Raw genomic sequence first — 12,240 nt, 5'->3', positions numbered from 1 at the left:
CGGCCCGTACCATCGATGACGTGAAGCTACCCACCGACCGTCAGCACCCTCTCGTCCGACTCCTGCGGTCGTTCTGGACGCCCACCGCCGGGTCGTTGCGCGGCTGGGCACTGGCGTCCGTGGTGGTCAACGCCGGCATCACGGTGTCCGGCGCGGCCGTCCGGGTCACCGGCTCCGGGCTGGGCTGCCCGACGTGGCCGCGGTGCACGCCCGACAGTTTCGTGCCGGTGCCGCACCCCGACGTCGCGATGGCCAACATGCTGGTCGAGTTCGGCAACCGGCTGGTGACGTTCCTGGTGCTGGCGGTGGGGTTCGCCTGCGTGGTGGCCGCGATGCGGCTGGCGCCGCGCCGCCGGTCACTGCTCGTGCTGGCCGGGCTGCAGCCGGTCGGCATCCTCGTCCAGGCCCTGTGGGGCGGGGTGGTGGTCAACACCATGCTCAACCCGTTCACCGTCGGCATGCACTTCCTCATCTCGACCGCGCTGACCGCCGCGTGCTGGGCGCTCTACCGGCGGGCGGGCGAGGGCGACGGCCCCGTGCGGCGGGTGGTCCACCGCGACATCCGCAGGCTCGGCCACGTCCTGCTCGCCGCGGTCTTCGCGCTGCTCGTGGCCGGGGTCGTGGTGACCGGCACCGGACCGCACTCGGGCGACGAGCTGGCCTCCCGCTTCGACCTCGACATCGAGACCGTGGCCCGGCTGCACGCCGACCTCGCCTACCTGGTGGTCGGGCTGACGCTGGCACTGGCGTTCGCGCTGCACGTCACCGACGCGCCGCGGCACGCGCGGCGCGCGGCGCTGACGCTGCTCGGCGTCGAGCTGGCACAGGGTGTGATCGGCTACGTCCAGTACTTCCTGGGCGTCCCGGCCGTCCTCGTGGGGCTGCACGTGCTCGGCTCGACGCTGGTCTGGATCGGGGCGCTGCGCGCGGTCACCGCGCTGCGCACCCGCGATCCCCTGGGCGGACCGGCCGTGAGCCCCTCCCCCACCGAAGCGGCCGTCCCAGCCTGACGCTTCGTGTCAGGGTATTGGGTGAAAGGTCCGCCACTCCCCCACCGCTGAGAGGTGCCCTTTGCGGCGATTAGTCCGCCCCTCCCGGAAGACGCTGCGGCGCGGCTACCACGCGCTCGTGCTCCTCAGCGTGCTGGCCCTGGCCCCCATGACGTGGGCCTGGCTCGGCAGCGCGCCACACCGGCTGGTGGCCGGCGGTGACGGCTGGCCCGCCCGGGTGCCCGGCGCCGAGGCGGCGCTGGTGCTCGGCGCCGGCTTGTCCGGCGGGCACCCCACCCCCATGCTGGCCGCCCGGCTCGACCTCGCCGCCGAGCTCTACCGGGCGGGCCGGGTCAGGGCGCTGCTGCTGTCGGGCGACAACAGCCGCCGCGACTACGACGAGCCCACGGCCATGCGCGACTACCTGCTGGCCAGGGGCGTGCCCGGCGAGGTCATGGTGCTCGACTACGCCGGCTTCGACACCTGGGACTCCTGCGTTCGGGCCCGCCAGGTGTTCGGCGCCCGCCGGCTGACCGTGGTGACGCCGGCCTTCCACCTGCCCCGGGCGGTGACGCTGTGCCGGACGGCGGGGCTGGAGGCGTTCGGCGTGGGCGACGACTCGACCCGGCAGTGGGCGGCGGCCACCTACGTCTACGCCGCGCGGGAGCTGGCGGCCACCGGCAAGGCGTTCGCCGACTCCCTGCTGCTGCGCACCGCCCCGGTCTTCCCCGGGCCGCCGGAGACGTCGCTCACGACGCTCCTGGCGCGGGACGGCTAGGCCCGCCCGCGGGCGCCGGGAGTTGCGCCCGCGCGATGCTCATGCACTCCAGCAGGGCCCGCTGCTCCTCGTGGAAGGCCTGCTCGTCCACCACCCGGCGGGCGGCCCGCGCGTGCAGCAGCCCCAGCTCGGTGGCGGCGAGCTGATAGTCGCTCATGGCCCGCAGGCCCTGCTTGCCGCCGTGCAGCTTGGCCCACTGCCGGGCCTGCCTGCGCCGGGGCAGCGCCGACAGCATGTGGATGTCGGCCTGGTCCACCAGCTTGGTCGGCTCGTACGGCGGCAGGTAGCGCTGCAGCAGGGCCACGATGCGCCGCCGGTCGGCGACGACCACGCAGATGAGCACGACGAGCACCACCATCAGCGCCACGTAGGCCACCACCAGGCCCGGGAAGCCGCCGTAGGACACCAGGCCGTTCCACAGACCGTGCAGGACCATCGCGCCGGCCCAGCCCGCCATGACCGAGAAGACGCGTTCGGGGCCGTGCCGGTGGGCGGCGTAGGCGACCGCGACGCCGATCATCGAGGTGAACAGCGGGTGCGCGAGCGGCGAGAGCACGCCGCGCAGCACCACCGTGACCGCCAGCCCCACCCCGCCCTGCTCGGAGTTGAGCGCGGCGATGTAGTAGCTGACGTTCTCGCTCATCCCGAAGCCGAGGCCGACCATGCTCGCGTAGATGATGCCGTCGGTCGGCCCGTCGAGCTCGGCGCGGCGGAACCTCAGCAGCCCGAGCAGCACGAGCCCCTTCATGGTCTCCTCGACCACGGGCGCGCCGAAGGTGGCGGCGAGGTTGCGCGCGCTGGTCGCGGAGAGGTTGCCCGCGTCGATGATGTAGTGCAGGTTGAGCGAGTTGACGACGCCCGCCACCAGCACCGCGATGCCGGCGCCCCAGGCGAAGGCGAAGACGAGGTTGCTGCGCGGCTCCGGCTCCATCCGGTCGAGCGCCAGCACGGCCGCCAGCAGCAGCGGCACGGGCGCCAGGGCGAGCACGAGCGCGATGAAGAACTGCACGGGCGCGCCGTTGAGCACGTCGAAGGAGAACGACACGAGCGCGCACACGCCGGTCACGACCAGCCCGATGATCAACGCGGACGACGGGCGGTCCTTCAACACCCAGCGTGGATCCCGGGACGCCATACGGTGACTGTAACGGATCACGGATGTGGTGTCCTGCCGCGGCGAACGCCCGCCCCCGCGGCCGCTCAGGCCAGCAGCGGGTCGATGGCGACGGCGAGGAACAGCAGCGCCAGATAGGCGTTGGACCAGTGGAAGAAGCGCATGGGCCGCAGGTCGACGCCGGTCCTGCCGGCGTTGAGCCGGGCCAGCAGGCGGTGCACCTCCCACAGGCAGACCGCGCCCAGCACGGCCGCCACGACCGGGTAGAACAGCGTCGTGCCCGCGACCGGCCACAGCGCCAGCGAGCAGGCCACGGTGGCCCAGGTGTAGGCGATCGACTCCAGGATGACCCGCCGCTCGGTCGCCACCACGGGCAGCATCGGCACCTTGGCCGCGGCGTAGTCCTCCTTGTAGCGCATGGCCAGGGTCCAGGTGTGCGGCGGAGTCCAGAAGAACACCACGCCGAACAGCACCAGCGGCGCCCAGTCGAGCCGCTCGGTGATGCCCGCCCAGCCGATGAGGACCGGCATGCATCCGGCGATGCCGCCCCACACGATGTTCTGCGCGGTGCGGCGCTTGAGGATCATGGAGTAGACGAGGACGTAGAACAGGATCGCCCCGGTCGACAGCACGGCGGCCAGCCAGTTGGTGGTCAGCCACAGGCCCCCGGTGGACAGGACGCCCAGCACGATGCCGAAGACCAGCGCCCCACGCGGCGACACCTGGTGGCGGGCCAGCGGGCGCCGCCGGGTGCGGCGCATCTTCTGGTCGATGTCGCGGTCCACGTAGCAGTTGAGCGCGTTGGCGCTGCCGGCCGACAGGGTGCCGAACACCATGACCGCGATCGAGGTCCACAGCGGCGGCAGGCCGCCGGCCGCCAGGAACATCACCGGCAACGTGGTGATGAGCAGCAGCTCGATGATCCGCGGCTTGGTGAGGGCGATGTAGGCCTTGACGACCATGCCGACGGAGCGCCCGGTGGGGCGCCCGGTGGTGCCCGGCACCTCGGCCGCGGGGGCGGGGGTCGTCGCCTGCCTGTTGGTGAGCACCGTCAAGGCGCTTCCAGCACGTGCGGAGTCAACGCGTAACCTCTGATTAGAGCGGATCCGTGGGTGGGCGCCGTGGCTGCCCTGCGAACAACCAAACTGTAGTCGCAGGGTGGCCCGGTCCGGCCAATGGGGTGCTCGGGCCGTGCGGCCGTGCAGGACCATGTGCCTGCGCCCGGGGGGAGGAGCGGGAATCCACGGCCTGTTCCACTCGGTTAAGGTCCGGTGTGGGCGGGATATGCCAACCGGCACCACAACAGACAACTAGATTCCGGAGATCGAGCACTTGAGCACCGAACTCGTGCCAGCCCTCGAATGGACCGACCTCGACGACAAGGCCGTCGACGTCGTGCGAGCCCTGGCGATGGACGCAGTGGAGAAGGCGGGGTCGGGTCATCCCGGCACCGCGATGAGCCTGGCCCCCGCCGCATACCTGCTGTTTCAGCGTACGATGCGACACGACCCGACAGACCCGACATGGATCGGTCGTGACCGATTCGTGCTCTCGTGCGGTCATTCGAGCCTGACGCTGTACATCCAGCTCTACCTGTCCGGCTACGGTCTCACCCTCGACGACATCAAGCGGCTGCGGCAGTGGGACAGCCTGACCCCCGGCCACCCCGAGCACGGCCACACCGCCGGCGTGGAGACCACCACCGGGCCGCTCGGCCAGGGCCTGGGCAACGCGGTCGGCATGGCGATGGCGGCCCGCCGCGAGCGCGGCCTGTTCGACCCCGACGCCGCCCCCGGCGCCTCGCCGTTCGACCACCACATCTGGTGCATGGTCAGCGACGGCGACATCGAGGAGGGCATCAGCCACGAGGTCAGCGCGATCGCCGGCCACCAGAAGCTCGGCAACCTCACCGTCATCTACGACGACAACCACATCTCCATCGAGGACGACACGCTGATCGCCAAGTCCGAGGACGTGGTCAGGCGCTACGAGGCCTACGGCTGGCACACCGTCAGCGTCGACTGGACCGAGACCGGCGACTACGTGGAGGACGTCCGGGCCCTGCACGCGGCCCTGGAGGAGGCCCGCGCCGAGACCGACCGGCCCTCGTTCATCCGGCTGCGCACGATCATCGGCTGGCCCGCCCCCAACAAGCAGAACACCGGCAAGATCCACGGCTCGGCGCTCGGCGCCGAGGAGGTCGCGGCCACCAAGCGGGTCATGGGCATGGACCCCGACACGACCTTCGACGTGTCGGCCGAGGTGCTGCAGCACGCCCGCGCGGTCGCCCAGCGCGGCCGCGAGGCGCACGCCGAGTGGGACCGGGCCTACACCGCCTGGCGCGAGGCCAACCCGGAGCGGGCGGCCGAGCTCGACCGCATCTCCCGCCACGAACTGCCCGCCGGCTGGGCCGAGGCGCTGCCGTCGTTCGAGGCGGGCGCCTCGATGGCCACCCGCAAGGCGTCCGGCGAGGTGCTGAGCGCGCTCGCGCCGGTCCTGCCCGAGCTGTGGGGCGGCTCGGCCGACCTGGCCGAGTCCAACAACACCACGATGAAGGGCGAGCCGTCGTTCATCCCGGAGGAATACCAGACCAAGGAGTTCCCCGGTAACCGCTACGGCCGCACCCTGCACTTCGGCATCCGCGAGCACGGCATGGGCGCCATACTCAACGGCATCGCCCTGCACGGCGGCACCCGCCCCTACGGCGGCACGTTCCTGGTGTTCTCCGACTACATGCGCCCCTCCGTGCGCCTGGCCGCGCTGATGAAGCTGCCGGTCACCTACGTCTGGACGCACGACTCGATCGGCCTCGGCGAGGACGGCCCGACCCACCAGCCGATCGAGCACCTGTGGGCGCTGCGCGCGATCCCCGGCCTCGACGTGGTGCGCCCCGCCGACGCCAACGAGACCGCCTACGCCTGGAAGGCGGTGCTGGAGCACATCGACCGGCCGGCGGCGCTCGCGCTGACCCGCCAGAACCTGCCGGTCTTCGAGGGCACCAGCGCCGAGGCCGTGGCCCGCGGCGGCTACGTGCTGCGCGAGGCGTCGTCCGGAGTCCCCCAGGTGATCCTCATCGCCACCGGCAGCGAGGTGGAGATCGCCGTCGGGGCGCGCGACCTGCTGGAAGGCCAGGGCATCGCGACGCGCGTCGTGTCGATGCCGTGTGTCGAGTGGTTCACCGGGCAGGACACCGCGTACAGGCAGACGGTGCTGCCGTCGGGCGTGAAGGCGCGCGTCGCGGTCGAGGCGGGCGTCCCGCTCGGCTGGCGGGAGTTCGTCGGCGAGGCGGGCGAGATCGTCGGCCTCGACCACTTCGGCGCCTCGGCGCCGTACAAGACGTTGTACGAGCAGTTCGGCCTGACGGCCGAGCGGGTGGCCGCCGCCGCGAAGGCAAGCCTGGCCAAGCTCGGTCAGGACAAGGGCGAGACGACGGGAAACTGAAGATGAGCGAGATCCTCAACAAGCTGTCCGGCCAGGGCGTTTCCATCTGGCTCGACGACATCAGCCGCGAGCGGCTGCGCACCGGCAACCTGCAGCAGCTGATCCGCGAGAAGAACGTCGTCGGGGTCACCTCCAACCCGACGATCTTCGCCAGCGCGCTCAGCAAGGGCGACGCCTACGACACCCAGATGCACGACCTCGCCGTGCGCGGCGTGGACGTGGGCGAGGCCGTGCGCGCCATCACCACCTACGACATCCGCTGGGCGGCCGACGTGCTGCGCCCGGTGTACGACGCCACCGACGGCATCGACGGGCGGGTGTCGCTGGAGGTGGACCCGCGGCTGGCCCGTGACACCGACAAGACCGTCGCCGAGGCGCGCGCGCTGTGGTGGGCGGTCGACCGGCCCAACCTGCTGATCAAGATTCCGGCGACCCTGGAGGGTCTGCCGGCGATCACGCAGGCCATCGGCGAGGGCATCAGCGTCAACGTCACGCTGATCTTCTCGCTGGAGCGCTACCGCCACGTCATGGACGCCTGGCTCGCCGGCCTGGAGGCCGCGCAGGCCAAGGGCCTCGACCTGGCCGCGATCGAGTCGGTGGCGTCGTTCTTCGTCAGCCGCGTCGACACCGAGATCGACAAGCGGCTCGACCAGGTCGGCAGGCCGGAGCTCAAGGGCAAGGCCGGCGTCGCCAACGCGCGCCTGGCGTACGCGGCGTTCGAGGAGGTCATGAGCTCCGAACGCTGGCAGCGCCTGCGCGCCGCCGGCGCGCGCCCGCAGCGGCCGCTGTGGGCCTCGACGGGCGTGAAGAACCCCGAGTACCGCGACACGATGTACGTCGACGACCTGGTCGCGCCGGGCACGGTCAACACGATGCCGGAGAAGACGCTGGACGCGGTCGCCGACCACGGCCAGATCTCGGGCGACACCGTCCGCCCCTTCTACGAGCAGGCGTGGAACACCATGGCCGAGCTCAAGGAGGCCGGCATCGACTACGACGACGTGGTGCGGGTGCTCGAGGACGAGGGCGTGCAGAAGTTCGAGGCGTCCTGGGGCGAACTGCTCGAAAGCGTCACCAAGAACCTGGTCCCCTGATGGAGTCGGACCACCGCCGGAGGGAGACGGCCACCGCCGGCTCCCTCCGGCGGAGCACCATCCCGCAGCGCACAGGAGGCTTGAGATGACAGACGTGGCAGAGCCGGCGAAGGAGGCGGGCCCCGCTCACGACGCCTCGCACGACTCCTCTGCCGTCGCCACCTCCGCCGCCGAGGCGGCGACCACGCTGGAGGCGGCCGCCGCCAACCCGCTGCGCGATCCGCGCGACAAGCGGCTGCCGCGGGTGGCGGGGCCGTGCGTGATGGTGTTGTTCGGCGTGACCGGGGACCTGGCCAAGCGCAAGCTGCTGCCGGCGATCTACGACCTCGGCAACCGGGGGCTGCTGCCGCCCGGCTTCTCCCTGGTCGGGTTCGCCCGGCGCGACTGGAAGAACCAAGACTTCGCCCAGCTGACGCACGACGCGGTCAAGGCGCACGCGAGGACGCCGTTCCGCGAGGAGGTCTGGCGGCAGATCTGCGAGGGCATCCACTTCGTGCCGGGCGAGTTCTCCGACGACGGGGCGTTCGACGCGCTGGCGATGGCGTTGAAGGAGATCGACGAGACCCGGGGCACGGGCGGCAACTATGCGTTCTACCTGTCCGTGCCGCCGAAGTTCTTTCCCGTCGTGGTGGAGCAGCTCAAGCGGACCGGGATGGCCGACGCGCCGCCCGGCTCGTGGCGGCGGGTGGTCATCGAGAAGCCGTTCGGGCACGACCTGAAGTCGGCGCACGAGCTGAACGAGATCACCACCTCGGCCTTCCCGGAGAGCTCGATCTTCCGGATCGACCACTACCTGGGCAAGGAGACGGTCCAGAACATCATGGCGTTGAGGTTCGCCAACAACCTCTACGAGCCGATCTGGAACCGCGGCTACGTCGACCACGTACAGATCACGATGGCCGAGGACATCGGCATCGGCGGCCGGGCCGGCTACTACGACGGCATCGGCGCCGCCCGTGACGTGATCCAGAACCACCTGCTCCAGCTCCTCGCGCTCGTCGCCATGGAGGACCCGACGTCCTTCGAGGCGCAGTCGCTGCGGCGCGAGAAGGAGAAGGTGTTCAAGGCGGTGCGGCTGCCGGCCGACCTCGCCGCCAACACCGCGCGCGGCCAGTACGCCGCCGGCTGGCAGGGCGGCGAGAAGGTCGTCGGCTACCTGCAGGAGGACGGCATCTCGGCCGACTCGACCACCGAGACGTACGCGGCCATCAAGCTGGAGATCGCCAACCGGCGCTGGGCGGGCGTGCCGTTCTACCTGCGCACCGGCAAGCGGCTCGGCCGGCGGGTGACCGAGGTGGCGGTGGTGTTCCAGCGGGCGCCGCACCTGCCGTTCTCCAAGGACGACACCGAGATCCTCGGCCAGAACGCGCTCGTCATCCGGGTGCAGCCGGACGAGGGCATCACGGTGCGCTTCGGCTCCAAGGTGCCGGGCACGCAGATGGAGGTGCGCGACGTCTCGATGGACTTCGCCTACGGCGAGTCGTTCATGGAGTCGTCCCCGGAGGCGTACGAGCGGCTGCTGCTCGACGTGATGATCGGCGATCCGCCGCTGTTCCCGCACCAGCGGGAGGTGGAGCTGTCGTGGAAGATCCTCGACCCGATCGAGGAGTTCTGGGCCACGCAGGGCCAGCCGGAGCCCTACCCCGCCGGGTCGTGGGGGCCGCCGTCGGCTGACGCCATGATGGCGCGTGACGGCCGCGTCTGGAGGAGGCTCTGATGACGACCTTCATGCTGAGCGACACGACGGCCGGCAAGATCTCCAACCAGCTGACGATGCTGCGCCACCAGATGGGGGCGCCGGCCATCGGCATGGTGCTGACGCTGGTGGTGGTCTGCGAGGAGCGTGACCAGTACGACTCGCTGCGCGCGGCCACCGAGGCGGCGCGCGAGCACCCGTCGCGCATCCTCGTGGTGATCAACCGGGAGACCGACGAGCCCACCCGGCTCGACGCCGAGCTGCGCATCGGCGAGTCCACGCCGGGCGAGGTGGTCGTGCTGCGCCTGTACGGCGAGCTGACCGAGCACGCCGACTCGGTGGTCAGCCCGCTGCTGCTGCCCGACACCCCCGTGGTGGCGTGGTGGCCGGGCCACGCCCCCGAGGTGCCGTCCAAGGACCCGATCGGGATGCTCGCGCAGCGCCGCATCACCGACGCCAGAGCCTCCGGCGACGACGCCGTCAAGGCGCTGGTGACCCGGGCCAAGGGCTACGCGCCCGGCGACACGGACCTGGCGTGGGCGCGGCTGACGCCGTGGCGCAGCCTGCTCGCGGCGGCGTTCGACCAGCCCGTCGGCAAGGTCCGCAAGGGCGTCGTGGAGGCCGTGGGCGGCAACCCGAGCGCGCCGCTGCTGGCGGCGTGGCTGTCGGAGAAGCTAGGGTCCCCGGTCAAGGTGGGGACGTCCGGCGGGCCCGGCCTGACCTCGGTGCGGCTGGCGACGAGCGAGGGCGAGCTGTCGATCACCAGGAGCGACGCCCGGCTCGCCACGCTGGCCCGTCCCGGGCGGCCCGACCGCAACGTGGCGCTGGCCCGGCGGCACACGCCGGAGCTGCTGGCCGAGGAGCTGCGACGGCTCGACTCCGACGAGACGTACGAGGCGGCCGTCAAGCGGGTGGCCCGCACGTACCGCGCCTGAACCACGCGCCTGCACCCCTGGCCGTGCCCGGTCCCGGGGCCGCCCCGGCCCCGTTGCCGGGCGCGGTCCCGGGCCTTCGCGACTTCCGGGCTGTCGCGGATTTCGGGCTGTCCTGGATCTCGGGCCCTCGCGGCCGTGAAAGACTGGGCCTCGTGAGCGTTCCCACCATCGTCGTGCACCGCGACGCCGACATCCTGGCCAAAGCCGTGGCGGCGCGGATCATCACCCGGCTCGTCGACGCGCAGTCCGCCAAGGGCTCGGCGTCGCTGGTGCTGACCGGAGGCACGGTCGGCATCGCCACCCTCGCCGCGATCGCCGACACGCCCGCCCGCGACGCGGTCGACTGGCGGCGGCTCGACATCTGGTGGGGTGACGAGCGGTTCCTGCCCGACGGCGATCCCGAGCGCAACGAGACCGGCGCCCGCCGCGCGCTGCTCGACCACGTCGACGTCGACCCCGAGCGCGTCCACGTCATGCTCGGCCCCGACTCGGGCCTGACGGCGGAGGAGTCGGCCGACGCCTACACCACCGAGCTGCGCAAGGCCGCCCGCCCGGAGGACCACGGTCCGGCGCCGTCGTTCGACGTGACCCTGCTCGGCATGGGTCCCGACGCGCACGTGGCCTCGCTGTTCCCGGGCATGCCGGCGCTCTACGACACCCGCCCGGCGGTGGCCGTGCACGGCGCTCCCAAGCCGCCGCCCACGCGCATCTCGCTCACGTTGCCAACGATCCAGAGCTCGCGCGAGGTGTGGGTGGTGGCGGCCGGCGCGGAGAAGGCCGGCGCGGTGCGGCTGGCGCTGTCCGAGTCGGGCACCATGCAGGTCCCGGCGGCGGGCGCCCGCGGCCGGTCCCGCACGCTGTTCCTCCTGGATCGCACCGCCGCCGCCAAGATCCCTCCGGGTCTCGGCCGCATCGCCTCTCCCTGACGCCCTCCGCCGCCCCACTTCCGCGCGGGCGGGACCGCCTGGTCGGCGAGGGTTCGCGGGTTCAGGCCGTCGCGGCGGCCAGGGCGTCGATCTCGGCCAGCAGGGCCCGCTTGCGGGAGTCCGGCAGGTAGGAGGCGGTGACGCCGTTGCGGGCCAACTGGGCCAGCAGCGGCCGGTCGAAGCCGAAGACCCGCGCCGCCACCCGATACTCGTCCGCCAGCGTGGTGGCGAACATGGGCGGGTCGTCGCTGTTGAGCGTGACGAACAGCCCCTCCTTCAGCAGCCGGGGCAGCGGGTGGTCCTCGATGCGGGCCACCTGGCCGGTGCACACGTTGGACGTGGGGCACACGTCCAGCGGAAGCTGCGTCTCGCGCAGGTGCGCCATGAGCCTGTGGTCCCGCAGGCAGGAGATGCCGTGGCCGATGCGCTCGGCGCCGAGGCCGTCGATGACCTCCCAGATCGTCTCAGGGCCGGTCATCTCGCCGCCGTGGGGGACGCTGTGCAGGCCGGCGTTGCGGGCGGCGGCGAACGCGTCGCGGAAGGCGTCCCGGTAGGCGGGGCGTTCCTGCTCGATCCCTCCGATCCCGAAACCTACCAATGCGGCGGGAGGTTCTTCCAGGGCGTGGGCGACGGTGACATCGGCCGCCTCCACGCCGTACTCGCCGGGGATGTCGAAGATGTAGGTCATCTCCACGCCGTGGTCGGCCAGCGACCGGCGGGCGCCGTGGTCGAGCGCCTCGGTCACCTCGCGCATCGGCATGCCGACCATGTGGTGGGCGTACGGGGTGACCTGCAGCTCGACGTAGCGGGCACCCTGGCCGGACAGGTCGCGGGCCAGCCCGGTCACCAGGGTGGCGACGTCCTCCGGCTCCCTGACCAGGCCGTTGACCGCCCGGTAGACGCGGGCGAAGTGCGGGAAGTCGGTGAAGGTGTAGAAGGCGCGCAGCTCCTCCTCGTCCGTGGGCACGCCGCCGCCGGGATGGCGGCGGGCCAGCTCCAGGACGGTGGGCACGGAGGCGGAGCCGATCAGGTGGACGTGCAGCTCTACCTTGGGCAGCGCGTCGATGAAGGCGTCGGTTGTGGCGTCGCCGGAGGACTCGGGTCCGGTGGTGTGCAGGGCCATGGCGACGACCCTAGAACGTGCATCCGCCGTACCGACAGCTTTCCGGCTCAAATCTGACGAAAGACTGTCAGTTTCACGCTTGTGGGCTCCGGTTGGTGGACCAGTGCGGCCAACAGGGCGATGATCGGGCCGTGCTGGCACGAC

The 12,240-nt window shown here is 71.8% G+C and carries 10 protein-coding genes; 7 read left to right on the top strand and 3 right to left on the bottom strand.

What is annotated here, in order from left to right:
* Window positions 1-20: 20 nt before the first annotated feature.
* A complete protein-coding gene (locus tag ACGF0J_RS15135; protein ID WP_393145950.1) occupies window positions 21-1,010 on the top strand; it encodes a heme A synthase in 990 nt (329 codons plus the stop codon).
* A gap of 61 nt (window positions 1,011-1,071) precedes the next feature.
* Entirely contained in the window at window positions 1,072-1,767 is a 696-nt protein-coding gene (locus ACGF0J_RS15130; RefSeq protein WP_393145948.1) for a vancomycin high temperature exclusion protein, read from the top strand.
* On the opposite strand, the gene ACGF0J_RS15125 is transcribed toward ACGF0J_RS15130, so the two are convergent.
* Together ACGF0J_RS15125 and ACGF0J_RS15120 are read right to left on the bottom strand one after the other, a co-directional pair.
* Entirely contained in the window at window positions 1,739-2,902 is a 1,164-nt protein-coding gene (locus ACGF0J_RS15125; RefSeq protein ID WP_393145946.1) for a PrsW family intramembrane metalloprotease, read from the bottom strand. The genes ACGF0J_RS15130 and ACGF0J_RS15125 overlap by 29 nt on opposite strands.
* A gap of 65 nt (window positions 2,903-2,967) precedes the next feature.
* The gene (locus tag ACGF0J_RS15120; RefSeq protein WP_393145944.1) at window positions 2,968-3,936 is read right to left on the bottom strand and encodes a heme o synthase; all 969 of its coding nucleotides are present in this window, start codon (window positions 3,934-3,936) and stop codon (window positions 2,968-2,970) included.
* Window positions 3,937-4,291: 355 nt separating this feature from the next.
* On the opposite strand from ACGF0J_RS15120, the gene tkt reads away from it, so the two are divergent.
* The 5 genes from tkt (at window position 4,292) to pgl (ending at window position 10,973) form a co-directional block, all read left to right on the top strand.
* Window positions 4,292-6,322 carry a transketolase gene (gene tkt, locus ACGF0J_RS15115; RefSeq protein WP_393146599.1) on the top strand — a complete coding sequence of 677 codons (2,031 nt, stop codon included), beginning with the start codon at window positions 4,292-4,294 and terminating at the stop codon, window positions 6,320-6,322.
* A 2-nt stretch (window positions 6,323-6,324) separates the two neighbouring features.
* Window positions 6,325-7,416, top strand: a complete 1,092-nt coding sequence (gene tal / locus ACGF0J_RS15110) for a transaldolase (RefSeq protein ID WP_393145942.1) — start codon at window positions 6,325-6,327, stop codon at window positions 7,414-7,416.
* An 85-nt stretch (window positions 7,417-7,501) separates the two neighbouring features.
* Window positions 7,502-9,133 carry a glucose-6-phosphate dehydrogenase gene (gene zwf / locus ACGF0J_RS15105; RefSeq protein WP_393145940.1) on the top strand — a complete coding sequence of 544 codons (1,632 nt, stop codon included), beginning with the start codon at window positions 7,502-7,504 and terminating at the stop codon, window positions 9,131-9,133.
* The gene (locus tag ACGF0J_RS15100; protein ID WP_393145938.1) at window positions 9,133-10,047 is read left to right on the top strand and encodes a glucose-6-phosphate dehydrogenase assembly protein OpcA; all 915 of its coding nucleotides are present in this window, start codon (window positions 9,133-9,135) and stop codon (window positions 10,045-10,047) included. Before zwf ends, ACGF0J_RS15100 begins: the two co-directional genes overlap by 1 nt.
* Before the next feature lie 152 nt (window positions 10,048-10,199).
* Window positions 10,200-10,973, top strand: coding sequence for a 6-phosphogluconolactonase (gene pgl / locus ACGF0J_RS15095; protein WP_393145936.1), 774 nt, complete (start codon window positions 10,200-10,202; stop codon window positions 10,971-10,973).
* A gap of 61 nt (window positions 10,974-11,034) precedes the next feature.
* On the opposite strand, the gene add is transcribed toward pgl, so the two are convergent.
* Window positions 11,035-12,096, bottom strand: a complete 1,062-nt coding sequence (gene add / locus ACGF0J_RS15090; protein ID WP_393145934.1) for an adenosine deaminase — start codon at window positions 12,094-12,096, stop codon at window positions 11,035-11,037.
* Between the last annotated feature and the right edge of the window lie 144 nt (window positions 12,097-12,240).

The organism is Nonomuraea sp. NPDC047897 (assembly GCF_043204415.1).
Lineage (GTDB): Bacteria > Actinomycetota > Actinomycetes > Streptosporangiales > Streptosporangiaceae > Nonomuraea.
Note: the sequence above shows the minus strand (reverse complement) of the source record. Positions and strands in the feature narration are given on the sequence as shown.